At 69.3% G+C, this 23,446-nt stretch carries 23 protein-coding genes and 3 pseudogenes; 15 read left to right on the forward strand and 11 right to left on the reverse strand.

What is annotated here, in order from left to right:
- Positions 1 to 625: 625 nt before the first annotated feature.
- Positions 626 to 1,885: an MFS transporter gene (locus ACP4E5_RS40595; protein ID WP_425842024.1), complete on the reverse strand. Its 1,260-nt coding sequence runs from the start codon at positions 1,883 to 1,885 to the stop codon at positions 626 to 628.
- Between the two features lie 113 nt (positions 1,886 to 1,998).
- Here ACP4E5_RS40595 and ACP4E5_RS40600 point away from each other — a divergent pair, with 113 nt between their 5' ends.
- A complete protein-coding gene (locus ACP4E5_RS40600) occupies positions 1,999 to 2,568 on the forward strand; it encodes a TetR/AcrR family transcriptional regulator (RefSeq protein WP_425838462.1) in 570 nt (189 codons plus the stop codon).
- 200 nt (positions 2,569 to 2,768) lie between these two features.
- On the opposite strand, the pseudogene ACP4E5_RS40605 reads toward ACP4E5_RS40600, so the two are convergent.
- Positions 2,769 to 2,993, reverse strand: a pseudogene (locus ACP4E5_RS40605) (IS30 family transposase); the annotation flags it as partial.
- Positions 2,994 to 3,139: 146 nt separating this feature from the next.
- On the opposite strand from ACP4E5_RS40605, the pseudogene ACP4E5_RS40610 reads away from it, so the two are divergent.
- The 3 genes and pseudogenes from ACP4E5_RS40610 to ACP4E5_RS40620 all read left to right on the forward strand — a co-directional run.
- Positions 3,140 to 3,427, forward strand: a pseudogene (locus tag ACP4E5_RS40610) (transposase); the annotation flags it as partial.
- Positions 3,428 to 3,872: 445 nt separating this feature from the next.
- Positions 3,873 to 4,751: a transposase gene (locus ACP4E5_RS40615; protein WP_425842026.1), complete on the forward strand. Its 879-nt coding sequence runs from the start codon at positions 3,873 to 3,875 to the stop codon at positions 4,749 to 4,751.
- Positions 4,752 to 4,786: 35 nt separating this feature from the next.
- Positions 4,787 to 5,707, forward strand: a complete 921-nt coding sequence (locus ACP4E5_RS40620; RefSeq protein WP_425838465.1) for an IS3 family transposase — start codon at positions 4,787 to 4,789, stop codon at positions 5,705 to 5,707.
- Here ACP4E5_RS40620 and ACP4E5_RS40625 read toward each other — a convergent pair.
- Both ACP4E5_RS40625 and ACP4E5_RS40630 read right to left on the reverse strand, forming a co-directional pair.
- Positions 5,704 to 6,093 carry a helix-turn-helix domain-containing protein gene (locus ACP4E5_RS40625; protein WP_425838468.1) on the reverse strand — a complete coding sequence of 130 codons (390 nt, stop codon included), beginning with the start codon at positions 6,091 to 6,093 and terminating at the stop codon, positions 5,704 to 5,706. The genes ACP4E5_RS40620 and ACP4E5_RS40625 overlap by 4 nt on opposite strands.
- A 340-nt stretch (positions 6,094 to 6,433) precedes the next feature.
- The gene (locus ACP4E5_RS40630; protein WP_425838471.1) at positions 6,434 to 7,867 is read right to left on the reverse strand and encodes a carboxylesterase family protein; all 1,434 of its coding nucleotides are present in this window, start codon (positions 7,865 to 7,867) and stop codon (positions 6,434 to 6,436) included.
- 487 nt (positions 7,868 to 8,354) lie between these two features.
- Between ACP4E5_RS40630 and ACP4E5_RS40635 the strand changes: the two genes are divergently transcribed.
- Positions 8,355 to 9,581, forward strand: coding sequence for an IS110 family RNA-guided transposase (locus tag ACP4E5_RS40635; RefSeq protein ID WP_425838474.1), 1,227 nt, complete (start codon positions 8,355 to 8,357; stop codon positions 9,579 to 9,581).
- Here the strand turns inward: ACP4E5_RS40635 and ACP4E5_RS40640 are convergent.
- Entirely contained in the window at positions 9,564 to 9,893 is a 330-nt protein-coding gene (locus ACP4E5_RS40640) for an AAA family ATPase (protein ID WP_425842029.1), read from the reverse strand. The genes ACP4E5_RS40635 and ACP4E5_RS40640 overlap by 18 nt on opposite strands.
- Positions 9,894 to 9,964: 71 nt before the next feature.
- On the opposite strand from ACP4E5_RS40640, the gene ACP4E5_RS40645 reads away from it, so the two are divergent.
- Complete coding sequence (locus ACP4E5_RS40645) at positions 9,965 to 10,159, forward strand: hypothetical protein (protein WP_425838477.1); 195 nt, start codon at positions 9,965 to 9,967, stop codon at positions 10,157 to 10,159.
- Between the two features lie 192 nt (positions 10,160 to 10,351).
- On the opposite strand, the gene ACP4E5_RS40650 is transcribed toward ACP4E5_RS40645, so the two are convergent.
- Both ACP4E5_RS40650 and ACP4E5_RS40655 read right to left on the reverse strand, forming a co-directional pair.
- Positions 10,352 to 10,729 (reverse strand): MmcQ/YjbR family DNA-binding protein, encoded by a 378-nt coding sequence (locus tag ACP4E5_RS40650; RefSeq protein WP_425838480.1) that lies wholly within the window; start codon positions 10,727 to 10,729, stop codon positions 10,352 to 10,354.
- Positions 10,726 to 11,121 (reverse strand): MmcQ/YjbR family DNA-binding protein, encoded by a 396-nt coding sequence (locus ACP4E5_RS40655; protein WP_425838483.1) that lies wholly within the window; start codon positions 11,119 to 11,121, stop codon positions 10,726 to 10,728. The genes ACP4E5_RS40650 and ACP4E5_RS40655 overlap by 4 nt, the downstream gene beginning before the upstream one ends.
- A gap of 103 nt (positions 11,122 to 11,224) precedes the next feature.
- Here ACP4E5_RS40655 and ACP4E5_RS40660 point away from each other — a divergent pair, with 103 nt between their 5' ends.
- Positions 11,225 to 12,136: a helix-turn-helix domain-containing protein gene (locus ACP4E5_RS40660; RefSeq protein WP_425838486.1), complete on the forward strand. Its 912-nt coding sequence runs from the start codon at positions 11,225 to 11,227 to the stop codon at positions 12,134 to 12,136.
- A 209-nt stretch (positions 12,137 to 12,345) separates the two neighbouring features.
- Here ACP4E5_RS40660 and ACP4E5_RS40665 read toward each other — a convergent pair whose 3' ends face one another.
- The 4 genes from ACP4E5_RS40665 to ACP4E5_RS40680 form a co-directional block, all read right to left on the reverse strand.
- Positions 12,346 to 12,483 (reverse strand): hypothetical protein, encoded by a 138-nt coding sequence (locus tag ACP4E5_RS40665; protein WP_425838489.1) that lies wholly within the window; start codon positions 12,481 to 12,483, stop codon positions 12,346 to 12,348.
- 256 nt (positions 12,484 to 12,739) lie between these two features.
- Positions 12,740 to 14,128: an MFS transporter gene (locus ACP4E5_RS40670; RefSeq protein ID WP_425838492.1), complete on the reverse strand. Its 1,389-nt coding sequence runs from the start codon at positions 14,126 to 14,128 to the stop codon at positions 12,740 to 12,742.
- A gap of 33 nt (positions 14,129 to 14,161) precedes the next feature.
- Positions 14,162 to 15,082 carry an amidohydrolase family protein gene (locus tag ACP4E5_RS40675; protein ID WP_425838495.1) on the reverse strand — a complete coding sequence of 307 codons (921 nt, stop codon included), beginning with the start codon at positions 15,080 to 15,082 and terminating at the stop codon, positions 14,162 to 14,164.
- Between the two features lie 136 nt (positions 15,083 to 15,218).
- Positions 15,219 to 16,244, reverse strand: a complete 1,026-nt coding sequence (locus tag ACP4E5_RS40680; RefSeq protein WP_425838498.1) for an amidohydrolase family protein — start codon at positions 16,242 to 16,244, stop codon at positions 15,219 to 15,221.
- 245 nt (positions 16,245 to 16,489) lie between these two features.
- Here ACP4E5_RS40680 and ACP4E5_RS40685 point away from each other — a divergent pair, with 245 nt between their 5' ends.
- The 8 genes and pseudogenes from ACP4E5_RS40685 to ACP4E5_RS40720 all read left to right on the forward strand — a co-directional run bounded on the left by ACP4E5_RS40685 (position 16,490) and on the right by ACP4E5_RS40720 (position 23,381).
- Positions 16,490 to 17,527 (forward strand): ABC transporter substrate-binding protein, encoded by a 1,038-nt coding sequence (locus ACP4E5_RS40685; RefSeq protein WP_425838501.1) that lies wholly within the window; start codon positions 16,490 to 16,492, stop codon positions 17,525 to 17,527.
- Positions 17,524 to 18,522 (forward strand): FecCD family ABC transporter permease, encoded by a 999-nt coding sequence (locus ACP4E5_RS40690; protein ID WP_425838504.1) that lies wholly within the window; start codon positions 17,524 to 17,526, stop codon positions 18,520 to 18,522. Before ACP4E5_RS40685 ends, ACP4E5_RS40690 begins: the two co-directional genes overlap by 4 nt.
- The gene (locus ACP4E5_RS40695; protein ID WP_425838507.1) at positions 18,519 to 19,625 is read left to right on the forward strand and encodes a FecCD family ABC transporter permease; all 1,107 of its coding nucleotides are present in this window, start codon (positions 18,519 to 18,521) and stop codon (positions 19,623 to 19,625) included. The genes ACP4E5_RS40690 and ACP4E5_RS40695 overlap by 4 nt, the downstream gene beginning before the upstream one ends.
- Before the next feature lie 167 nt (positions 19,626 to 19,792).
- Complete coding sequence (locus ACP4E5_RS40700; RefSeq protein ID WP_425838510.1) at positions 19,793 to 20,446, forward strand: GntR family transcriptional regulator; 654 nt, start codon at positions 19,793 to 19,795, stop codon at positions 20,444 to 20,446.
- A 91-nt stretch (positions 20,447 to 20,537) separates the two neighbouring features.
- Positions 20,538 to 20,633: pseudogene (locus ACP4E5_RS40705) on the forward strand (PIG-L family deacetylase); the annotation flags it as partial.
- Entirely contained in the window at positions 20,633 to 21,328 is a 696-nt protein-coding gene (locus tag ACP4E5_RS40710) for a 4-carboxy-4-hydroxy-2-oxoadipate aldolase/oxaloacetate decarboxylase (protein WP_425838513.1), read from the forward strand. The pseudogene ACP4E5_RS40705 and the gene ACP4E5_RS40710, both read left to right, overlap by 1 nt.
- Before the next feature lie 44 nt (positions 21,329 to 21,372).
- Positions 21,373 to 22,431: a 4-oxalomesaconate tautomerase gene (locus tag ACP4E5_RS40715; protein ID WP_425842032.1), complete on the forward strand. Its 1,059-nt coding sequence runs from the start codon at positions 21,373 to 21,375 to the stop codon at positions 22,429 to 22,431.
- Positions 22,428 to 23,381, forward strand: a complete 954-nt coding sequence (locus ACP4E5_RS40720; protein ID WP_425838516.1) for a catechol 2,3-dioxygenase — start codon at positions 22,428 to 22,430, stop codon at positions 23,379 to 23,381. The genes ACP4E5_RS40715 and ACP4E5_RS40720 overlap by 4 nt, the downstream gene beginning before the upstream one ends.
- The last annotated feature ends 65 nt before the right edge of the window (positions 23,382 to 23,446 follow it).

The following is a 23,446-nucleotide window of genomic DNA, read 5'->3' on the forward strand; positions in this document are numbered from 1 at the left end:
GGTGGGGCGTCAGGCCCTCCTGGCGGTCCGGACGATCGAACGTCGCAGGTAGGGGACGTTATGCGGACGGCCGCTCTTCTGTGTTCCCGGGGCACTGCCGGGCGCGACCGGGAGGTGCGCTGTTGCGGCTGTCAGGGGGCATGCTCCCTGCTCAGGCCGTGTGGTTCAGTCGCCACGTTGTTGGCCCGGGAGGGCCTCCGTCTCCGCACGGAGGTGCAGCCCGGCGTATGTGGCCGGTGTGCGATGCCCGATGATTCGCGCCGTCCACGGCCCGGACGGTGGCGCGTCCGGGTACGCGGGGAGGAAAGCCGGCACGGCACTGGCGGGGAGGGGATGCGGCGCATCCCTGACGCATCAGCTGCCAGGCACGCGCGCTGAGGCATGCTCTCTGCGACGCTGGAGTCGTACACCGCAGCCCGTCATCGGCCGCACTATGCTGCTGCCCAAGCTCGACCAGATCCGCGAGCAGGGGTACGGGATCATCGACAACAGGCTGGAGCGGGACTGTCTCGTTGTCCCGGTCGGTCCATGATCCCCCTGGCTTGCTGACTGCGATCCTCACCGTGACCGGCCTGCGTCAGCGCTCACTCGCGGCCGGACTCCGGGGCGCTGCAAGGCCCTGTCCTCAGGCGCCCGTCTCGTCAACCGCAGCGGAGCTGTTGGCCTCTGGTGAGCCAGCTCGCGGGTCGCGCGTCGAACCGCTGTGAGTGCGGACGGAGGCGTGGGTGCCTACGGAGGGCGCCAGGGCGATGGCTGCTGCGACGAACACCAGGACCACCAGCATCGCGGAACGCAGCCCGTAGTGGTCGCCCAGGAAGCCGAGCGACGGCGGGCCGACCAGGAAGGCGACATAGCCGATGGTGGCCACGAGGCTCACACGGGCCGTCTGGTCGGGGCCTGAGTCGCCCGCCGCGGACAGGGCTACGGGGAAGCCGAGCGATGCCCCCAATCCCCAGAAGACGACCGCCGCGGCGGCGACGACGGCACTGTCGGAGAAGATCACGAGCAGGAGCCCGAGGGCGCCCGAACACGCGCTGGCGCACACGACGGCGCTCCTGCCGAAGCGGCTGAGGAAGAAGGTACCGGTGAAGCGCCCGACGGTCATCGCGGCGGCGAACCCGACGAACACGAGCGAGCCGAGTGCGGCGTCGAGGCCGTGGCCGTCCACCATGAGCAGCGGGAGCCAGTCGGTGGCGGAGCCCTCGGCCAGGGCCATGGCGAGGACGATGCCGCCGATGAGGAGGAGCCTGCGATCTCGCCATACGTGGCGCTCGCGGAGTTGTTCCGTCCCCCCGGCTGGGGAGGTCTTCCTGAGGCCGGTGCCGGTGGGGACCGCGCGCAGGGCATAGAACAGGATGCCGGCAGCGGCGACCGATACCGCGATCAGATGCCAGACCACGGGCAAGCCGGTGGCCGTGGCGGTCATGCCGAGCAGTCCGCCGATGACGGTTCCAAGGCTGAAGCAGCCGTGCAGCGTGGGCAGTACAGGACTGTCGGTGAGGCGTTCCACATCAGCCCCGTCGACATTGACGGCCACCTCGCCGCCACCCATGCCCGCGCCGAACAGGCACAGGCCCATGGTGACCAGTGGGGCTGACGTGATGGCACTGCCGACGCCGATGGTGAGTACCGCCGCGACGATGAGGCTCGTGCCGACTGCGATCACGGGACGGGTGCCGAACCGCGACACGAGGCGGCCGGAAGACAGGATGCCGCCCATGGAACCGACGGACAGTCCGAACAGGATCAGGCCCATCTGGCCCGTGGACACCCCCAGTTGGTCTCGGACGTCCGGGGTCCGCGTGACCCAGGAAGACATTGCTATGCCTGGCAGGAAGAAGAAGAGGAACAGGGCCTGACGGCGTCGACGTACGGCGCGGTCCATCAACAGGAGCTCCATCGGTGGTACGGGACAATGCCCGGCGAGCACCGGGACCGGCACCGGGCGTGTACAAATGTACATACTCGGTGTGGGCGAGAGAAGAGGCGAACCACAGGATGACCGGCACCACACGCGGCCCCAATGACCCCCACAGGCGCGAGCGAATTCTCGACGCGGCGCTCGACGTGATTGCCGAGCACGGCGCCATCAAAGTGACCTTTCGCAAGATCGCAGAGGCCGCGAGAGTTCCACTCGGCTCACTGACGTACTACTTCGACGACATGCGGCATCTGCTCGTAGCGGCGTTCACCCGCTTTGCCGAATCCGTCTCCTCGTGTCACGGAGCCCTCCTCGAGGCAGCGCACACCCCCGAGGAGGCGGAGGCGGCCGTTGTGGAGATCATTTGCGGCAAGGTCTGGGGAACCGATCGCAACCTGCTGCTCAGCTACGAGCTGTACGCGTTCGCCACCCGCCACCGGGAACTGCGCACGGTGATGCGTTCCTGGATGGGGGCCAGTCGCCAGTCCCTGTCCCGCCACTTCGACCCGCTGACCGCTCGTGCCCTGGATGCGCTGGTGGAGGGTTTCTCCATCCATAACTCCATGGACGACCGGCCCACGGATCGGGAGGGTGTCGCGGCGATCGTCCGTGCCGTTGCCACTCGCGGCGAGGCGTCGGGGGCGTGATCGCCAATGGCCCAGCACAAGCCACCCGTATCGCTGCCCCGGAGTCTGTTGTCTGCCGCTTTGGCAATGCCCAACACAGGCTGCGTACTTCAGGGACGCGTTCTAGGCATGAGGTTCGTGCCCTTTCTGCTGCTGGTTTGTGTGTACGAGGATCTTGTCCTCAAGGAGGGCAGTTTCCAGTGGTCGTCGCAACACGGTGATCATTCCAGTGTTGCGACGAGCTTAGCGAAGAGGTCGGCGGGCGTCTGCCAGCCGAGTGTCCTGCGGGGGCGGCTGTTGAGTTCGGCGGCGACGAAGGCGAGGTCCTCGGCGCTGAAGATGGACAGGTCGGTGCTCTTGGGGAAGTACTGGCGAAGCAGCCCGTTGGTGTTCTCGTTCGAGCCGCGTTGCCAGGGGCTCGCGGGTTCGCAGAAGTAGACGGGGACGCATTGCTGCGTCCCCGCCCCCTCAGAACCGTGCAAGCAGCTGTTCACCGCACACGACTCAAGCAAGCCCCAGGGGCTCGCGGTCAGGCGAAGGTGAATCGCCCCGGGTTTGATGGAGATCATCAAGACCCGGAAGGATGCCGATCATGGCTGCTCCTCGTAAGTACCCCAATGAACTGCGTGAACGCGCGACGCGTCTCGCGGTCGAGGCCCGCAAGGACCCGGCCGGCCGGGCCGGTGCGATCAAGCGCATCGCCGACCAGCTCGACGTACACCCCGAGGCCCTGCGCGGGTGGGTCAAGCGGGCCGAGGTCGACGACGGCACCGTATCCGGAACCACCAGCGTCGAGGCCGCCCGGATCGCGGAGCTGGAGCGGGAGGTGAAGGAACTGCGGCGGGCGAACGCGATATTGAAGTCCGCGTCGGCTTTCTTCGCCTCAATGCCATCGTTGGAGACGTCGACCCGGTGACGGTGCGACAGTGACAGATGTCGATGGGGCTGGCTCTTTTCTTTGCTGCCCCGTCAGTTGAGGGCTTCTCGGCGATGTGCCGCCCCATCGGCGTCCACGTTCTTCGCGATGTGGCCTGATAGAAGCGTGCTGCTCGCCCGATTGAGGCGTGCCCCCGCGGAGAACGACGACACCTCGTCCGACTCCCGTTGGAGGCATTCCGTGACCGTGGCCGGCATCGACTCCCACAAGAAGACCCACACTCTGGTCGCGGTCGACCAGGTCGGAAAGCGTCTGACGCAACTGACCGTGGACGCCACCGCCAGGGGGCACCGACAGGCCTGCTCCTGGCTGGGCCAGTTCGAGCAGGTCCTCCTCGCCATCGAGGACTGGCGAGCAGGTCCTCCTCGCTATCGAGGACTGCCGTCATCTGACCCGGCGCTTCGAGGCGGACCTGCTGCTGGCGGGGTACGCGGTGGTACGCGTGCACACGCGGCTGATGGCCGGCGCCCGGCGCTCAGCCCGCGAGCGCGGGAAGTCCGATCCGATCGATGCCGAAGCAGTGGCGCGGGTCGCTCTCCGAGAGCCTGATCTGCCCAGGGCCGAACTGGACGGCCCCACCCGGGAGGTCAAGCTCCGTTCCGATCACCGCCGCACCCTGGTCCGACAGCGCACCGCCATCGCCAACAAACTGCGCTGGTTCCTGCACGAGATCGACCCCGAGCTCGCCGTCCCTTCGCGCGGCCTGAAGCGCCTGTGTGTCTTGGACAGCTTGGAAGCGGACCTCGCCGACTGGCGCGGCGTGGTGGCGGAGATCGCGTTGGACCTGGTCCAGGGATGCCGGCGCCTGACCGTGCGCATCAACGCGATGGAGTCCCAGCTACGGCAGTTGGTGCGCAAACTGGCCCCGAACCTGCTGGCGGTGCCCGGATGCGGGGTCCTGTCGGCGGCGATGATTCTCGGGGAGACCGCCGGGGCCGCCCGCTTCAAGTCCAAGGACGCCTTCGCCCGGTTCAACGGCACCGCCCCTATCCCCGTCTGGTCCTCCGACACGGTCCGCGTCCGCCTCAACCGGGGAGGCAACCGCACCATCAATAGCGCCCTGCACATGGCTGCGGTCACCCAAGTCCGCAGGGAGGGGCCTGGTGCCGCGTACTACGCCAGGCAGATCGCCGCGGGAAAGACCGTGAAGGAGGCCCTGCGGCTGCTGCTACGCCGCATCTCCGACCGGGTCTTCCGGGCCCTGCTGGCCGACGACGCGGCCCGTGACGACCAGCAGATCATCCAGGAACTTCCGCAGGCTGCTTGACATAGAAGCATCGCGGAGCTGGACCGTCCACTGCGATGAAGGTCGCCTACATCGACCAGTACAAGGAGACGTTCGGCGTCCAGCCGATCTGCGATGTCCTCGCCGGGACGGACGCGCCGATCGCGCCGAGCACCTACTACGCCGCCCACACCCGCCCGCCGTCGGCCCGCAGCCTGCGCGACCAGCAACTCACCGAACAGATACGCCAGATCCACGCCGACAACTACAGCGTCTACGGCGCCCGCAAAATTCACGCCGCCCTGGTCCGCGAGGGCGTCGAAGTGGCCCGCTGCACGGTCGAGCGCCTGATGCGAAGCGCAGGACTTCGCGGGGTGATCCGGGCCAAGGGCCCGCGCACCACCCGGCCCGACCCGGAGACCAACCGTCCGGCCGACCTGGTCGAGCGGCAGTTCACCGCAACTGCCCCCAACCAGCTGTGGGTTGCGGACATCACCTACATCAGGACGTTCTCCGGCTGGGTCTACGCGGCCTTCGGCATCGATGTGTTCTCCCGGATGGTCGTCGGCTGGCAGGTCGCCACCAGCCTCTACACCGATCTGGCCCTGGACGCACTGGAGATGGCAATCTGGCGCCGTCGGCACACCGGCGCCGGCCTGGCCGGCCTCACGCACCACTCGGACAGGGGCGTCCAGTACCGTGCCATCCGCTACACCGAACGCCTCGCAGACGAGGCGGCCGTGGCCTCGGTCGGCTCCAAGGGCGACTCGTATGACAACGCCCTAGCCGAGGCGTTCAACAGCCTGTTCAAGGCCGAACTGATCCGCAACAAGGGCCCCTGGACGTCCATCAACGACATCGAGATCGCGGTCGCCGAGTACGTCGACTGGTTCAATCAGCGGCGCCTGCACGGCGAGCTCGGACACGTCACCCCCGCCGAGCACGGAGCCACCCACTACACGGCCGAACCCCCTGCGTCACTCCAGAAAACCAGCTAACGCACTCTCCACAAAAATCGGCGCTTGACAGTGTAGCCCTTGTGGAACAAGCGGCCGATCAACGTCTTGATCCGGCCCAGCGTCCACCGCTGGTCATCGGCGAACCCGTGGGCCAACGGCCCCCGCTTCCGCTCGCCTTCCAGCATGCTCCACTCCCGCACGGAGAGCCGCTCACGCGAGACCGGCCCCCTCGACCGAAGCGCCTGGTTGCCGCCGTCCCGCCACCGCTTGCGCCAACGGCGCACCGTGCGCATGGTGCCCCTCAGATCGTCAGCGATTACCTGGGCATCGTCACCGCGCTCGAACCACTCGGCCGCCTCCAGCCGCAACCGTTCCCGATTCTCCTGTTCGGCGGGCGTGTACCCGCCTCTCTGCGCGTACCGCATGATCCCGTCGTACCGCGGGTTCAAGGAACGTCACGAGCCGGCAGGCTCTACGAGTTCAACCTGAGTAGTTCCCATTCAAGAACTCGCCTGGGAGCGGCCGCACTTGACTGAGGGTCAAGGGATCGCAGGTTCAAATCCTGTCGTCCCGACAGAGATGTCGGCTTGTCAGCGCAAGCCAGAGGCCATCTCCTCGTGATCGAGGGGATGGCCTTTTGTGCTGCGGTGTGGTGATCGTCGCGGTGTGGCGGGTGTGTCGGAGCGCCGGCCCCCTCAGCCGGATCGATGACGGCCGTCTTGATCGGTGCGCGCACGAGTCACGTGAGCACGCCCGGCGAAGCAGCTACGGGCGGTTGACGCCCGAGAAAGTCTCGAGGACCTCCTTGGCGTGGGCGGTGGCGTCGTAGGGCATGTCGCCGATTCCCTTGGCGGTCGGCACCGTGGTGACGGGCTCCCACAGAGCCCCGGTGTCCCCGGAAGCGAGGGCGAGCAGCGCGTCCCGGACGAACGTGTCGCGGGTGATCTGCGCGTCGCTGGCGCCGGGGCGGGTCTGGCCGACGATGCCGTACATTTCGGTGCCGTGCACGGCGTGCGCTCCCTCGACCGGGCCGACGACGAGCAGGTGCGCGTTTCCGCCGGCCGCGGCGTGCGCGAGCGCGCCACGGGTCTGCGGCAACGTGAAGGAGAAGTCAGTGAGCAGCGCACCGCGGACCTCGACAGGAGTGCGTCCGTCGATGTCGTAGGCGGAGATGATCTTGCGGGCGCGGCTGCGCGGCATACGATTCCGGTTGGCGAACTCCGTAACGAGGGCGTCGATGCTGCCCGGGTCGAAGTCCTCGGTCCGGTGCAGGACCCACCAGTCGGTCTCGTGGGTGGTGCTGCTGAAGAGGATGTCGACGTCGCGGTGTTGGCCGGACTCGAGGACGCGCATGGGGTGGTCCGTGAGAACGCCGTTCGGCTGGTCCCGGTCATCGGTGATGGCGATGACCTCGTTGTCCACGCCGTGCGCGGCACCGGGATCCGGCGACTGCGTATCGGCCATCGTCTTGGCGAGCAGGTCCGCGTCCACGGTGAGGAGTTGCTCGGGGTCGTCCTGCAGCCCGAGCGCGGTGAGAACGGCGTGGGCGCGCTCTTCTGCACCCCAGGCCGGCACCTGGCGCGATGGCATGCCCGAGAACGCGGCCAGGTGGTGATAGAGCCCCTCGGCGGACGGCGCGGCGAGGAGGCTGAGGGCGGAAAACGCGCCGGCGCTGTGGCCCGTGACCGTGACATTGTTCGGGTCGCCACCGAATCGGGCGATGTTCTCCCGAACCCACTGCAGCGCGGCGATGATGTCCTGCAGGCCGAGATTCGACGCTTCGGCGAGAGCACCGCCGTATTGGGACAGGGAGAGCCAACCGAAGGGGCCGAGCCGGTAGTTGAGGGACACGCCGATGGCGCGGCCGGTCGCGGCGAGACCGGACGCGTTGGAGGTGGTCTGCGTGTTCGCGCCGAGCATCCACCCGCCGCCGAAGACGTACACGATGACCGGGAGAGGCTTGTCCCCGGCGTCGGCGGGTGCCCAGACATTGAGGTTCAGGCAGTCCTCGCTGAACCCGTTGTCGGCCTCGAGCCAGCTGGTGTCACCGGCCTGGAGCGGCGCCGGCCCCTTCTGGTCGTAGGGAAGGTCGGGGTCGAAGGGCACGACCTTCGGGCTGCGGAAGCGGTCGGCGGTGGCGTACGGGATGCCGAGCCACGAGCGCACTGCGCCCTGTTCGGCGGTGGTGGTGCTGGTCATGCGAGAGAGTCCTAATTCTGTGAGTAGCGGTTCCGGACGGAGCGCAGAGCTCCCCGGACTGTTCGAGGGTTGGATTCGTGACGCCTCACATGTGTCTCGGCCGTTGAGGCCTTCACAAAGACCGGCGAACGGATCCAGCTGATGGGGTGGCGGCGGCCTCGTCGGCGCCGGGCGGATGCCTCATGTGAGTCCCGGCTGGCAAGGCCTCCCGAAAGACCGGTGGCGCCCGGCGCTGTCGTGGCCGCCACCACCCCACACGGCGTTCACTCGTTGGGGTTCGTGGTGCGAGCCCGCCGCACGGTGACCTCTTACAAGTCCCGAGCCGCGGAGCTCTGGAGCAGACCGAGGCCCGTGGGGTGAGCTGGTGCCGCGAACGGCTTGTGAGATGGCGGACCGACCCGATGGTTCGAGTCCTTGAATTAGGTCGCCGCGTGGCACGCATGCGCTCGTAACCAGCGCGAACAGCACAAGCAAGGGGAGGGACAACTTGATCTACTGCGGGATCGACTGGGCCGAGACCCACCACGACATCGCCTTGGTCGACGACACCGGCCAGCTCCTGGCCAAGCGCCGCATCCTGGACGACGCGGCCGGCTATCAACTGCTGCTCGACCTGCTCACCGAGTACGGCGACACCGAGGATGCCCCGATCCCGGTGGCCATCGAGACCAGCCGTGGCCTTCTTGTCGCGATCCTGCGACAGGGCAAGCGCAAGGTGTTCGCCGTCAACCCAATGGCCGCCGCCCGCTACCGCGACCGGCACGGCGTCTCGCGCAAGAAGTCCGACCCCGGTGATGCCCTGGTCCTGGCCAACATCCTGCGCACCGACATGACCATGCACCGGCCGCTGCCCGACGACAGCGACCTCGCCAAGGCGATCGCGGTCCTGGCCCGGGCACAGCAGGACGCCACCTGGAACCGACAGCAGATCTCCAACCAGCTTCGCTCCCTGCTGCGCGAGTACTACCCCGCTGCCCTGGAAGCCTTCGCCGACTGGCAGAACGGCCTGTGCCGTCCCGAAGCCCGCGCTCTGCTGGCCGTGGCCCCGACACCAGCCAAGGCCGCCGGCCTGTCGCTCGCCCAGCTCCGCTCCGCCCTCAAACGAGCCGGACGCGTGCGAGGCATCGACGCCGAAGCCCAGCGCCTGCGCGAGGTCTTCCGGGCCGAGTACGCCCATCAGGCACCGCTGGTCGAAGGAGCACTCGGCAAGCAGATGCTCTCCTTGCTGCGGCAACTGGACGCCGCCTGCACTGCCACCAACGACCTCGCCGAGGCGGTGGAGGCGTCTTTTCGACAGCACCCGGACGCTGAAATCCTGCTCAGCTTCCCTGGCCTGGGGCCTCAGACCGGTGCCCGGCTGCTCGCTGAAATCGGAGACGACCCCAACCGATTCGACGACGCCCGTGCGCTCAAGGCCTACGCCGGCTCCGCTCCCATCACCCGCGCCTCCGGCAAGAAGCACCACGTCGGGCGACGCATGATCAAGAACAACCGGCTGCACAACACCGGCTACCTGTGGGCCTTCTCCGCCCTCAGGGCATCGCCCGGCGTCGACGCCCACTACCGCCACCGACGCGAGGTCGGAGACTGGCATGCCCAGGCCCAGCGACACCTGTTCAACCGCATGCTCGGCCAGCTCTTCCACTGCCTCAAGACCGGCGAACTGTTCGACGAACATCAGGCATTCCCCACCTCTCTAGCTGTGGCGGCTTGACGGCTTAGGGCCGTGAGATGTCTTTCGGGGGTCAGGTGTCGTCTGAGGGCGAAGAGGCGTCGCCGGTGGTGGGGGTGGTGGTACGTCTCGCGGTCCATGTCGTCGGGGAAGTAGTCGGCGCCGTCGTGGCGAGGTGGACGAACGGTACGGGGGGATCGCCAACTCGCCCTCGGGAGAGCCCAGTCGCTCGTAGACGTCCCAGGCGGTGAGGGCCTGCTGGAGCGCGTGCGGGTCGGCGATGCCGATGTCCTCGCTTGCGAAGCGGACCAGGCGGCGGGCCACGAACAGGGGGGCCTCGCCGCCGTCGAGCATGCGGGCGAGCCAGTACAGGGCCACGTTCCGGGTCGGTGCCGCGCATGGGCTTGTGCAGCGCGGAGATGAAGGTGGCAGACACCGGTCCGAAGGCGAGGTTGCTGCCGTACCCGAGGAGCTGGGCGATGGGGGTCTTCCCGACGCGTGGCGGGCACCAGAGGATGGTGGAGCCGAGGCGCCGCTGGGCCGGCATGCCGGCCCAGCGGCGCGTCCGGGGCCAGGAGATGGTCCTGCCCGACGACGTCCTCCAGTCGCTGCGGCCGTAGTCGGTCGGCGAGCGGGCGCGCGGGTTCGGCGTCGAAGAGCGGCAGGGCAGCGGGTTCCGTGGGTCGCATGGGTCTTTCGGGTCTGCTGTTGATGGGTGATGGTCGACAGCGCTGTGACGACCAGGCTCCGTGCCGGCTGGGCCGGGAGGTGTGATCACTAACGGGAGCGGGCGGGGAACCGTGCCGCGCTCATCAGGTGTCCCCGCTCGTTTCGGGGCGGGCGCTGGCCGGCACCGTCGCGGCGACCAGATCGTAGGAGTGCTCGACTGCGTCGGTGACCAGGCGCTTGGTGACGCCGGGCCCGGCGCCGAGGGAGATCCAGTGCCGTTTGTCGAGGTAGCGGCCCGGTGTGATCGAGGCGTAGCCGCGTTCCTGGGCGCGGGCGTGTTCGGGTTCGCACTTGACCGTGATGATCTGCTCGTCGGGGTCCTCGGTGACGATCAGGAACACCTTGCCCACAACCTTGTACACATCGAGGGAAGGGGTGAAGGGGTATCCGTGGCTGACGCCGGGCAGAGCGAGGGCCACCTGGCGGGCGGTGTCCTGGAGCCGGTCGCCGGCCGTGCTCATCGGGCCGCCCCCGTGCCGCTGCCGTAGGTGTGTGGGTCGACGGGCCGCTCGGCCTTGGGCAGGTGGGCGACGACGAGCCGGTACGAGTCGGTGACGAGCTCCTTCACGAGCCTCTTGTCGATGCCTTCCCCGCCCTCCAACGTGATCCAGTGCTTTTTGTTCATGTGGTAGCCGGGGGTGATGTGGCTGTACTGCTCCCGCAGTGCCTCGGCCTCACCGGGGTCCGCCTTGAGGATCACGACGGGACGTCCCGGGACCTCGGTCATGAGCATGAACACCTTTCCGCGCACCTTGAAGACCTCCCAGTCGTCGCCGAAGGGGTGCTCCAGCCGGGCTCCGGGAAGTTCCTCGGCGCAGTCGGCGGCGGTCTTGTGCAGGGACGTTCCGTTCATCGGGGCGTTGCCTTCCTCAGGGAGCGCTGTCGGAGGGGTGATCGCGGCGGCACACCCCATCCTTCCTCCGAAGGTGACAAAAGGGGCGGTAGGCTGCGGACACGTGATGGTCGACAAGCGACACCCCGGCTCAGTCCCGCTGTACGGTTTCCAGCCCCCGGTCGGCACCCCGTACGGCCTTGAGGTGAGCACGGTCGAGGACTTCTTCGCCGAGCACGACGACTGGCCGTGGAACCCGCCCCGTCCGGGCCGCGCCGCCTTCCACTACCTCATCGCCGTCACCGAGGGCGAGTTGCGGCACGACGTCGACCATGTCACGAGGACCGTTGCCCCCGGCCAGTGGCTGTGGGTACGTCCCGGACACACCCAGTGCTGGCATCCACCCGGCGCCGCCCGCGGCCCGTTCATCCTGTTCGAACCGGATGTGCTGCGGCCCGACATCGCCCGCCTCCTGGCCCCGCTCACCGCGCATGAGGCTCCTGCCGTACTGAGCCCGCGCCCCGAGGACGCCGACTGGCTCCAGCAGACAGCTCTCCAACTCTTGGACGAACACCGCGCGCTCGGGCGCCGCCCCCTCGACGTTCATCACGCCCTGCGCCGCAGCCTGCTCGAATCGCTGCTGCTCCGCCTCGCGAACTCCCCGGACGTCGCCTCCGCCGGCCGGGCGGCGAAGGCCACGGGCCGCAAGGACACGTACGCACGGTTCGTGGATGCCCTGGAACTGCACTTTCGGGAACTGCACCGAGCCGCGGACTATGCCGCTCTGCTCGGCTGTTCGGTACGTACCCTCAGCCGCGCCGCTCGGGACGCCACCGGCAAGGGGGTGCGTGAGCTGATCGACGAGCGGCGGCTGCTGGAGGCACGGCGCCTGCTGGCAGGTGCCGGTTGGGATGCCCGGGCTGTCGCCCACCATCTCGGCTTCACCGATCCCGCGAACTTCGGCCGCTTCTTCCGTGGCCACACCGGTCTTGCTCCGGCCGCGTTCGCGGCTCGCGAGGCCAAGTCCGGCAAGTGAAGGGGGCGGGCTCGCCCATGACATCTCAAGCCGGTGGTCTGGTGGACGTCAGGTGACGGCGGCGCGGGCGGCCGACGCCGGCCGACCACGCCGACAGCATCACCGGCCGTCATCTCGCCACGGCGCGGACGCACCAATTGAACCTGTGAACCTGCCCCGCGGAGCCCGCGGGGCAGGGAGCAAAGGGGCGGTCAGAGGGCCTTGCGGATCTAGGCCAGCGGGAGGCAGCCCAGCAGACACAGGGCCGCTCCCGCGGAGAAGAGCGCCGTGTAGTTGTTGCTGCCTCCGAGGTTCAGCAGCAGCGGGGCCGCGAACGGCACGAAGGAGTAGGGCAGCGTTGCCGCCATGTTGACCAGGCCCAGGTCGCGGACGACGTTCGCGGAGTCGGGCAGTGTGGAGATCGCGAAGCTGAGGTTGACGCGCAGGATCGAGCCTGAACGACTCCATCATCGCGTTGTCCAGGCCGTCCCCGATGGTGCCGGGTCACTGGGAGGGGGAGCGCCGTTTCCGCTCAACAGGGCGGCGTGGGTGGACGGTTGGGATCCGTTCGGGGATCTCAGGGGTGTGGAGCCCCCCGTCCGATGGTCTTCTTCACGGGCACGGTCATCCCGAAGTGGACGGTGCGCGTTCTCGGGATTCGGAGGGCGGGAGCGTCGGCGCCGTGCCTGCCACCCGCGTACGAGCACCGAACACGGCCAGTACCGCCGCACCGACCAGCCAGGAGCCTGCGATGAAGAAGAACACGCTCTGGTAGCCGTGGTTGGTGTAGAGCCCGGCGACGAGGAGCGGGCCGGCCGCGTTGGACAGGCGGCCGAGGCCGTAGGAGACGCCTGTGCCGAGGGAGCGGCCGCGTGTGTCGAAGAGTTCGGGGGAGTAGGCGTAGGCCAGGGCCGTGTAGCCGCGTTCGAAGAAGTTGACGAGGAACCCGAAGACCACGATGAGGACCGGGTTGAACGTGAGGCCGTACAGCAGGCCGCACAGCGCGATGACGGTGCCGAAGGCGACCAGGCACCACTTGCGCTCGAAGCGGTCGGTGACCACGGCGGCCAGATAGGAGCCCAAGGGGGCGCCCACCGTGGTGAGGGCGACGTAGAAGACGGACTTCTCGACGCTGAAGCCCTCCTTGGACAGGAGCGTCGGCGCCCAGCTGGAATAGCCGAAGAAGCCGATCGTCTGCGTGACCCACATGACCGTCAGGAGCAGGGTGGGCAGCAGGTACTTCTTCTGCAGCAGCAGGCGCAGCGGGGCCTTGACGACGGGGGTTTCCGGGACCGGCGGCTCGGGGTCGGGAAGGGGGCCCTTCTCCGCGGTGACGCTCTTCTCGATCTCGCGGAGGATCGCGTCCGCCTTGTCGTACTCGCCCCGGCTCTCGTGCCAGCGCGGGGACTCCTTGAGCCGCCGGGCGAAGAGGACGAGGAGGATGCCGAGGGATCCCCACAGGTACACGAGCCGCCACGTCCAGTCGCTGAGCGGTACGACGCCGCTCGCGATGAGGTTGGTGACCGGGGTGCCGCAGATGCCGATGACCAGCGCATACGCCTGGTACTTGCCGCGCACGGCCGAGGGGTACAGCTCGTTGACGTAGATGACCGCCACGACGGTCATCGCGGACAGGCCCGCGGAGGTCAGGACGCGCAGGACGCCGAGCGACACCAGGTCCCAGGAGAACACCGAGGCGAAGGAGAAGATCCCGAAGCTCAGGGTGGTGTACATCAGGGCCCGCTTGCGTCCCCAGCGGTCGGCGATGTTGCTGGCGACGATCGAACCGATGAACATGCCGACGAATGACAGCGAGGTGACGTACGCGACCTGGTCGACACTCACCCCCCAGAGGTCGATGAGCTTGGGTGCGGTGGTGGCGAAGCTGTTGATGTCCGCGAACTCGAAGAAGTACGCGAAGGAGACGGCGAGCAGCGTGACCTTGTGGAAGCGGCCGACCGGCAGGCGGTCGAGCCGGTGTTTCGCGTTGCTGACTGCGTTGCTGGCTTGCATGGGAGGGCCCCTGTCGAGTGTGTTGTCGTCGGCTCAGACGTCTTCGCCGGGCCAGTACAGGCGCATGGGGTTCTCGACGAGCAGCTTGTGCTGGAGCGCTGCCGTCGGGGCGATCCCGGGGATGTGGTCGACGAGCAGTCCGTCGTCGGGCATGTGGTCGGTGAGGTTGGGGTGCGGCCAGTCCGTGCCCCACAGCACGCGGTCGGGGAACTCGGCGACGACGCGGCGACTGAAGGGCACGACATCGGTATAGGCGTGCTGTTCGCCTGCGAGGGCCGTGGGACCGGTGACGCTGAGGCGTTCCGGGCAGGTCACCTTGACCCAGACGTCGTTGCGGTCGACGAACCGAAGGAAGCGGGAGAACTCCGGCCCGTCCACGGGCCGGGTCACGTCCGGGCGTCCCATGTGGTCGATGACCAGCGGTGCGTCGAGCGAGCCGAAGAAGTCCTCCAGGTCCGGCAGGTCCGCGCTCTCGAAGTAGAGGACGATGTGCCAGCCGAGCGGCGCGATCTTCTTGGCGATGGTGCTGAGGTCGTCGTGCGGCGGGGCGTCGACGAGCCGGCGCACGAAGTTGAAGCGGACGCCGCGCACACCGGCCGCGTGGAGGTCGTGCAGCTCGGCTTCGGTGATGTCAGGCCGTACGGTGGCGATGCCGCGAGCCCGGCCGTCCGATGCCCGCACCGCGTCCACCATGGCGCTGTTGTCGGCGCCGTGACAGGTCGCCTGCACGATCACGTTGCGGCTGACGCCCAGCCGGTCGCGCAGCGCGAACAGGTCGTCCTTGCCACCGTCGCAGGGCGTGTACTTGCGCTGCTCGGCGAAGGGGAACTCGGCCTGCGGGCCGAAGACATGGCAGTGCGTGTCCACGGCACCGGCCGGCAGGCGGAAGGTCGGTGTGGACGGACCGGCGTACCAGTCGAGCCAGCCGGGGGTCTTGGGGGCGAGGTCGGGCATGGGGGTGCCTTCCGGGTGATGCGCGGTCGTGCGCGTGATGTCTCGGGGCGGCCGCGGGGGACTCTCGTGACCGGGCGTTCGGCGACGTACGGGCGCCGGTTCCGCCTGGCCCGCCTGTCGCTCCCGCTGCTTCTGCTCAGCGGCCTTGCCGCTTGAGGAGGGCGTCAAGGCGGGGGTAGACAGTGCGGGCGTTGTGCTCCTGGATCGCCGGGAGTTGACCGACGGGCAGCTGGGCCGCCTCCGTATAGCGCCGCGTGTCGTCGAAGTAGTGGCCCGTGCACGGGTCGATGTCGCGCACCGCGCCGATCATTTCCGACGCGAAGAGGATGTTCTTGGCCGGTATGACGTTCGTGAGCAGGTCGATTCCGGGCTGGTGGTACACGCACGTGTCGAAGAAGACGTTGTTCAGGACGTGTTCCTCCAGCGGCGGCTTGCCCAGCGCCATGGCGAGGCCGCGGAAGCGGCCCCAGTGGTAGGGCACAGCTCCGCCGCCGTGCGGGATGATCAGGCGCAGCGTGGGGAAGTCGGCGAACAGGTCACCCTGGACGAGCTGCATGAACGCCGTCGTGTCGGCGTTGAGGTAGTGCGCTCCGGTGGTGTGGAAGGCTGGGTTGACGCTGGTGCTGACGTGCACCATCGCCGGGATGTCGTACTCCACCAGCTTCTCGTAGACCGGATACCAGGAACGGTCGGTGAGCGGGGGAGCGGTCCAGTGCCCGCCGGAGGGGTCGGGGTTCAGATTCACCGCTACGGCGCCGAACTCCTGGACGCACCGCGTGAGTTCGGGCAGGCACGTGGCGGGGTCGACGCCGGGCGACTGGGGCAGCATGGCGGCCGGCGCGAATCGCTCCGGGTACAGGGTGCTGACGCGGTGGCACAGCTCGTTGCAGATGGCCGCCCACTCGGCCGACGTCTCGAAGCCGCCGATGTGGTGGGCCATGAAGGAGGCGCGCGGCGAGAACACCGTGAGGTCGATGCCTCGCTCGTCCATGAGCCGCAGCTGGTTCGGCTCGACGGTCTCGCGCAGCTCGTCGTCGCTGATGCGCAGGTCCGCGCGGGCCGGGGCGGCGGCCGGGTCCGTGAGCCCGGCGATCTGCTGGTCGCGCCAGGCGGCCAGGGCCGGAGGGGCGGTCGTGTAGTGACCGTGGCAATCGATGATCATCGGTGTTCCTGTGCTGTGCGGGGCAGGAAAGTGGGGCGGCCGCAGTGCTCTGACGTGCAGTGCGGTACGCCCGAGACGTCACACCAGGTGCCTGGCGAAGCGGCACTCCAGTGGGCGGCTCGGCGGCCCACGCTATCTGCCAACGAAATTGTTGACAATAGATTGCGTGAGGGGAAAATCGAGTTCGGCGTGTATGGGTAAGGTGAGCCTCACCTAAGTTTCCAGGTGGAGGGGTAGCTGTACGCATGCAGAACATCCGGGTCGTCATCGGCCTCACTGTCATAGGCGGCCTGTTGGCGGGCTGTTCCGGGGGTGGAGGCGGGGGGAGTGCCGCGAGCCGACAAGCGCGCAGCGAGGTCGCCGGTTCCGCGCAGGGGGCGACCGCCGCCCCCGCGAGGCTCGGCGACGGCCTGGGCAGCACGGCCGAGGACGGCGAGTTCCCGCGCACGGTCAAGCACTATGAGGGCGCGACGAAGATCGCCTCGCGGCCCGAGCGGATCGCCACCATCAGCACCGGCCAGCTCGACGACCTGCTCACGCTCGGCACCGTCCCCGTCGCCACCACCCGCGCCGACAACGCCGGGCTCCTCCCCGACTATCTGGGCGACGCCTATCCCGAAGAGCGCGACGCGCTGGCGGGAATGGACGACATCGGCACCCGCTCCGCCCCCAACCTGGAGAGCATCGAAGCGGCGAAGCCCGACCTGATCCTCGTCAACGACACGCTCGCCGACCTCTACCCCAAGCTGTCCAGGATCGCCCCGACCGTCGTCACCAAGGGGCAGGGGATCAACTGGAAGCGCGACTTCCTCATGGTCGGCGCCGCCGTCGGCAAGCAGCAGCAGGCGCGGCGGGAGCTCGACGCCCTCGCGGCCGACGCGAAGGAGGAGGGGGACAGGGTCGGAGCGTCCGGCATCGACGTGTCCATGCTGCGCTTCACCCCGGGGCGCACCAGGATGTTCGGCGTCTCCTCCTTCACCGGTTCCCTCGCGGTCGACATGGGTGTCGGGCGGCCCAGGGCCCAACGGTTCACGGCCATCTCACAGAACCTCAGCGCCGAGCGCATCGACCTCGCGGACGGCGACTGGATCTTCTACTCCGTCCAGGGCGACGCCGCCAAGACCGACGCCGGCAGTGTGCTCGCCGGCTCGCTGTGGAAGTCCCTCAACGGGGTCAAGGCCGGCCATGCCGTGAAGGTCGACGACGACCCCTGGTACCTCAACGCGGGACCCACCGCTGCCCGCCTCGTCGTCGACCAGCTCACGGATGCCCTCGCCAAGTGAACTACCGCACAGTACAGGTGAGTTGGCTCGGTGCGGCGCTGGCGCTCACCCTGTTCGCCGTCGCCCTCAGCCTCGCCGTGGGAACCCGTCCGGTGCCGTTGTCGGCCGCGCTCGACGCGATGGTCGGCCACGCCGACGGCCCGGACGCCCTCGTCGTACGGACCCTGCGGGTTCCGCGCACCGCCGTCGGACTCGCCGGCGGCGCCGCGCTCGGCATCGCCGGGGCCGCCCTCCAGGCCGTCACCCGGAATCCGCTCGCGGACCCCGGCGTGCTCGGCCTGAGCCACGGTGCCGCCGCCGGGGTCGTGCTCGCCACGGCGACCGGCGTCGTCGGTGGGTTCTCCGGGGCCGTGTGGTTCGCGTTCTGCGGCGCCGTCGTGGCCGCCTGCGCGGTCTACGCCGTCTCGGCGCGTGGTCGGGGCGGCGCCTCGCCGGTCAAGCTGGCGCTCGCCGGCACCGCGTGCGCGGCCATGATCAGTGGGCTCAACACGGTTGTCCTGACGGCGAGTTCGGACACCCTCGACCAGTACCGGTTCTGGCAGGCGGGATCCCTCGCGGGCCGCGACGGGGCGACGGTGCTCCAGATGCTGCCGTTCCTGGTCGTCGGTGCCCTCCTCGTCCTGGGCTGCGCGCGCGGCCTGGACGCGCTCGCCCTCGGCGGCGACACCGCGCTCGCCCTCGGCCACCGCGTCCACGCCGTGCGGGTGTGCGCCGCGCTCGGCGCCACGCTGCTGACCGCGGCCGCCGTCGCCGCCTCGGGCCCCCTGGCGTTTATCGGCCTGATCGTCCCGCACTTGGCCCGACGGCTGATCCGCGGCGGGCATCGCGTGCTGTTGCCGCTTTCGGCGCTCCTCGGCGCCGCGCTCCTGCTGGTCGCGGACGTGGTCGGCCGGATCCTGCGTCCGCCGGGAGAGGTGCCGGCCGGCGTGCTGACCACGCTGATCGGTGTGCCCGTCCTTGTGGTCCTCGTACGACGCAGGGGGGCACCCGCATGACCGCGCAGGCGATACGGGCGGACCGCCCGGAGCAGTGTGCGACCGCGTCGGCTCCCGCCCCCGGTGTGTCCGTGGTGCGCAAGGGCCGCAACTCGCTGCTGCTGCACCGCCGTTCGGCCGCAGTCGCAGGCGTCCTCGCGGTGCTGCTCGGCGCCGTCATGCTGTTGGCCGCCTGCGCCGGACAGGTGTGGATCGCCCCCGGCGCCGTCCTGCACGAGCTGATCTCGGGACCCGGGCCGCACGCCCTGGTCGTCTCCGAACTGCGCGTGCCGCGGATCGTGCTCGGCGCCCTGGTCGGTACCGCGCTCGGCGCGTCCGGCGCTCTCGTGCAGACCGTCACCCGCAACCCGCTCGCCAGCCCGGACGTCCTCGGCGTCGGGCACGGCGCGGCCGCCGCCACCGTCGCCCTGCTGGTCACGGGCACGGTCACCGCGCCCGCCGCGCTCCCGATGGCCGCCGTGGCCGGGGGCCTCGGCGCTGCCGCGCTCGTGTACGTCACGGCGTGGAGGCGCGGCGGCATGCAGCCGACATGCTTCGTGCTCACCGGAGTCGGCCTCGGCCTCGGCCTGTCCGCCGTCGTCCAGCTCTACCTCGCCGACAGCGAACTCGACGCCGCCGAACAACTCAAGCTCTGGCTCGCGGGCAGTCTCAACGGGCGGGGCCGGCAGCAGGCCGTCCCGCTCGTCTGCGTCCTGCTGCCCGCCGCCCTGACCTTGCCCTGGGCGGCCCGCTCGGGGCGGGTCCTCGCCCTGGGCGACGACACCGCGGCCGCTCTCGGTGCGCCGGTGGGCCGCATGCGGCTCGGCCTGACCCTGCTGGGGGTGATCCTCGCCGCGGCGGCCACGGGGGCCGCGGGCCCCATCGGCTTCGTCGCGCTCACGGCACCCCAGCTCGCGCGCCGTCTGGCCCGCACACCCCAACTCCCGCTCATCTGCTCGGCGTTGACCGGCGCGCTCGTCATCGTCATCGCCGATACCGCTGCCCGGACGGTACTTGGGCCTCTGGAGATCCCGGTGGGCGCGCTCACGGCACTGGTCGGAGGGCCGTACCTCCTGTGGTTGCTGGGCCGGCGCGGGCGTACCGGCGCGGGGGTCGGTATGTGAGCGAGGTTTCCGGTGGCCGGGCGCGGTGTCGGTCTGCATCACGCCGACCAGTGCCGCGTCGCCCGGTGGCCAGGGCACCCCGGACGCCTGAACAATGAGAACGAAATTGTTGACAATTCTGTTCGTCTAGATTTAGCGTCGACAACGCACTCACTCAGGGAGGGCAGATGCCGGAGGAAGTCCGTCCGGGCTCCGGGGAGCAGGCCAAGCAGTACGCGCTGGGCCAGCTGCGCAACGCGATCGCGCGCGGCGAGATGTCACCGGCCCAGCGGCTGGTGGAGAGCGAACTCGCCGAGCAGTACGACGTGACGCGGGCGAGCATCCGCGCGGCGCTGCTGGAGTTGGCCGCGGAAGGCCTGGTCGAGCGGATCCGCAACCGCGGCTCGCGGGTTCGGGTCGTCACGGTCGAGGAGGCCGTGGAGATCACCGAGTGCCGGATGGCGCTCGAAGGGCTGTGCGCGGCCAAGGCGGCGGAGGAGGCCACCGACGCGCAGCTCGACGAGCTCGCCGGGCTCGGTGACGCCATGTCCAAGGCGGTCGCGAACAGCGATCCGATGGCGTACTCCGAGCTGAACCAGGAGCTGCATGCCCGGGTCCGGGACATCAGCGGCCAGCACACGGCAGTCGGCCTCCTGGAACGACTCAACGCACAACTGGTGCGCCACCGCTTCCAGTTGGCGCTTCGGCCGGGGCGTCCGCAGCAGTCCCTGGGTGAGCATCTGGCGATGATCGAGGCGATCCGCGCCAGGGACCCGCAGGCGGCCGAGACGGCCGTCCGCGCCCACCTCAGGAGTGTGATCGACGCGCTGCGCGCCGACTGACGCTGTCTTGGGGCGGGCTCGACACCTGTCACCTAGAGAGATGCAGCACATGACCAACGGCCATACGCAGGCCATCCCACCTCGATCTGCCCAGCGGAACGCGGGGCCCAACCCGGGGCTCGCCCACAAGACCATGGCCGAGGCGTACATGCGCCCGTACCCGCAGATCGCGAAGGAGCTCGCCTGATGCCCGGCGTCATCGTCACCGACCCGCCGAAGGCCGAGGCCAAGGACGTCGAGGCGCTCGCCGGGTACGGGGTCGCCACCGTCCACGAGGCCATGGGCCGCACCGGCCTCCTCGGCCACCATCTGCGCCCCAACCAGCAGGACACGCGCATCGCAGGAACCGCGGTGACCGTGCTGTCCTGGCCCGGCGACAACCTCATGATCCACGCGGCCGTGGAGCAGTGCGGCGAGGGCGACATCCTCGTCGTCACGACCACGTCGCCGTCCACGGACGGCATGTTCGGCGAACTGTTCGCGACGGCGCTGCGGCGGCGCGGTGTGCGCGGAGTCGTCACCAATGCCGGTATCCGGGACACGGCGGAGCTGCGCGGGATGGGCTTCCACGCCTGGTCGGCGGCCGTGTCCGCGCAGGGCACCGTGAAGGCGACGGGCGGCAGCGTCAACGTACCGGTCGTCATCGGGGGCGAGATGGTCCGTCCCGGTGATGTCATCGTCGCGGACGACGACGGGGTGGTGGTCGTGCCGCGCGAGCGCGCCCGTGACACCGCGGAGAAGTCGCGGGCCCGGGAGGAGAAGGAGGCGGCGACCCGCGCCGCCTTCCTGGACGGTCAACTGGGCCTGGACCGCTACGGGTTGCGCGAGACGCTTCAGCGGCTCGGGGTCGAGTACCGCACGTACGAGGAACACACGTCGTGACCGGTGCGAAGGGATCCGGAACGGACGGTGTGCGTTGTCTGCTGATGCGCGGCGGCACCTCCAAGGGCGCCTACTTCCTCGCAGGTGACCTGCCCGCCGAACCGGCCGCCCGTGACGAGTTGCTGCTGCGGGTGATGGGCAGCCCCGACCCGCGCCAGATCGACGGCATCGGCGGTGCCCACCCGCTCACCAGCAAGGTGGCCGTGGTGTCACCCTCGGGCGATCCGGACGCCGATGTCGACTTCCTGTTTCTCCAAGTGAACGTCGACGAACCGGTGGTGTCGGACCGTCAGAACTGCGGCAACATCCTCGCCGGCGTCGGCCCGTTCGCGGTCGAGCGCGGCCTGGTGCCGGCACGGGACGGCGAGACCTCGGTCCGTATCCGCATGGTCAACTCGGGCGACCGGGCCACGGCCACGTTCCCCACCCCGGGCGGCCACGTCGATTACACGGGTGACGCGGAGATCTCCGGCGTACCCGGAACGGCGGCCGCGGTGGTCATCGAATTCCCGCCGGGGGAAGGTGTGTTGCTGCCGACGGGGAGGGTGCGGGACACCGTCGCGGGCGTCGAGGTGACCTGCGTCGACAACGGCATGCCGACCGTGCTGATCCCCGCCGAGTCCTTGAAGTTCACCGGATACGAGGACCCCAACGACCTGGAGGCGGACGCTGAGCTGGCGGATCGACTGAGTGAAATCCGGCTCGTGGCAGGGGAGTTGATGGGCCTCGGCGACGTCTCGGACGCCACCGTGCCCAAGCTGACCCTGCTCGCCCCGCCCCGGCACGGCGGCGCCGTCACCACCCGTACGTTCATCCCCGTGCGCTGCCACACCTCCATCGGCGTGCTCGGCGCGGCGAGCGTGGCGGCGGGCCTACGGATCGACGGCAGCGTGGCGGACGGCATCGCTCAACTGCCCGCCGACGGCGACCGGTTGCGCATCGAGCACCCCACCGGCTTCACCGACATCGAAGCCGGCCTCACCGAAGGCGCGGACGGCCTGCCGGCGGCCCGGCGCACCGCCGTCGTACGCACGGCCCGCAAACTCTTCGACGGCACGGTCTTCCCGCGCGCCGCATCCACCCGACCGGGAGGTCAACGATGACTCCGCCCCTCGGCGACATCGCGCACATCGGCCACGCCCAGCTGTTCACCCCGGACCTGGACGCCAGCGTCGGCTTCTTCACGGATTTCCTGGGCCTGACCGTCTGCGGCCAGGACGGCGACACGGTCCACCTGCGCACCTTCGACGACTACGAGCACCACAGCCTCGTCCTCACCGCCCGCGAGCAGCCGGGCCTCGGCCGGATCGCGCTGCGCACCTCCAGCGAGGAGGCACTTCAGCGCCGCGTCAAGGCGGTCGAGGAGTCCGGCGGCACCGGCCACTGGGCGGAGGACGAACCGGGCATCGGCAAGCTGTTCGTCACCACCGACCCGGACGGCCATGAGCACGCCCTGTACTGGGACAGCGAGCACTACCGGGCCCCCGACGAGCTCAAGCCGGCCCTGAAGAACCAGCCGCAGGCCAAGCCCAACCGGGGCGTCGGAGTCCGCCGCCTCGACCACGTCAACTTCCTCGCCTCGGACGTCGCCCTCAACGCGGACTTCCAGCGCGATGTCCTCGGCGCACGCCCCACCGAGCAGATCCGGCTCGACACCGGCCGCATCGCGGGCAAGTGGCTGACCTTCACCAACAAGTCGTACGACGTCGTCTACACCGAGGACTGGACGGGCGCCAACGGCCGCCTGCACCACATCGCCTTCGCGACCGACACCCGCGAGGACATCCTGCGCGCCGCCGATCTCGCCATCGACACCGGCGTGTTCATCGAGACGGGCCCGCACAAGCACGCCATCCAGCAGACGTTCTTCCTCTACGTCTACGAGCCCGGCGGCAACCGCATCGAGCTGTGCAACCCGCTCACCCGCCTCGTCCTCGCCCCGGACTGGCCGCTGATCACCTGGACCGAGGAAGAGCGCAAGAAGGGCCAGGCCTGGGGCCTGAAGACCATCGAGTCCTTCCACACCCACGGCACTCCGCCGCTGCAGCCCTGATCGGGACTGACCTGTGCGTTTCGGCTCCGGGGCGGCTGACCGCTTCCGGAGCCGCTCCGTTCCCT

Source organism: Streptomyces fractus, assembly GCF_049844455.1.
Lineage (GTDB): Bacteria > Actinomycetota > Actinomycetes > Streptomycetales > Streptomycetaceae > Streptomyces > Streptomyces fractus.

Bases quoted from the DNA above. Each gene is read 5' to 3' on its own strand.
- ACP4E5_RS40595 (WP_425842024.1), bottom strand. From the start codon at position 1,885: ATGGACCGCGCCGTACGTCGACGCCGTCAGGCCCTGTTCCTCTTCTTC.
- ACP4E5_RS40600 (WP_425838462.1), top strand. From the start codon at position 1,999: ATGACCGGCACCACACGCGGCCCCAATGACCCCCACAGGCGCGAGCGA.
- ACP4E5_RS40620 (WP_425838465.1), top strand. From the start codon at position 4,787: ATGAAGGTCGCCTACATCGACCAGTACAAGGAGACGTTCGGCGTCCAG.
- ACP4E5_RS40625 (WP_425838468.1), bottom strand. From the start codon at position 6,093: ATGCGGTACGCGCAGAGAGGCGGGTACACGCCCGCCGAACAGGAGAAT.
- ACP4E5_RS40630 (WP_425838471.1), bottom strand. From the start codon at position 7,867: ATGACCAGCACCACCACCGCCGAACAGGGCGCAGTGCGCTCGTGGCTC.
- ACP4E5_RS40640 (WP_425842029.1), bottom strand. From the start codon at position 9,893: ATGCTCGACGGCGGCGAGGCCCCCCTGTTCGTGGCCCGCCGCCTGGTC.
- ACP4E5_RS40650 (WP_425838480.1), bottom strand. From the start codon at position 10,729: ATGAGCACGGCCGGCGACCGGCTCCAGGACACCGCCCGCCAGGTGGCC.
- ACP4E5_RS40655 (WP_425838483.1), bottom strand. From the start codon at position 11,121: ATGAACGGAACGTCCCTGCACAAGACCGCCGCCGACTGCGCCGAGGAA.
- ACP4E5_RS40665 (WP_425838489.1), bottom strand. From the start codon at position 12,483: ATGGCGGCAACGCTGCCCTACTCCTTCGTGCCGTTCGCGGCCCCGCTG.
- ACP4E5_RS40670 (WP_425838492.1), bottom strand. From the start codon at position 14,128: ATGCAAGCCAGCAACGCAGTCAGCAACGCGAAACACCGGCTCGACCGC.
- ACP4E5_RS40675 (WP_425838495.1), bottom strand. From the start codon at position 15,082: ATGCCCGACCTCGCCCCCAAGACCCCCGGCTGGCTCGACTGGTACGCC.
- ACP4E5_RS40680 (WP_425838498.1), bottom strand. From the start codon at position 16,244: ATGATCATCGATTGCCACGGTCACTACACGACCGCCCCTCCGGCCCTG.
- ACP4E5_RS40685 (WP_425838501.1), top strand. From the start codon at position 16,490: ATGCAGAACATCCGGGTCGTCATCGGCCTCACTGTCATAGGCGGCCTG.
- ACP4E5_RS40695 (WP_425838507.1), top strand. From the start codon at position 18,519: ATGACCGCGCAGGCGATACGGGCGGACCGCCCGGAGCAGTGTGCGACC.
- ACP4E5_RS40700 (WP_425838510.1), top strand. From the start codon at position 19,793: ATGCCGGAGGAAGTCCGTCCGGGCTCCGGGGAGCAGGCCAAGCAGTAC.
- ACP4E5_RS40710 (WP_425838513.1), top strand. From the start codon at position 20,633: ATGCCCGGCGTCATCGTCACCGACCCGCCGAAGGCCGAGGCCAAGGAC.
- ACP4E5_RS40715 (WP_425842032.1), top strand. From the start codon at position 21,373: ATGCGCGGCGGCACCTCCAAGGGCGCCTACTTCCTCGCAGGTGACCTG.
- ACP4E5_RS40720 (WP_425838516.1), top strand. From the start codon at position 22,428: ATGACTCCGCCCCTCGGCGACATCGCGCACATCGGCCACGCCCAGCTG.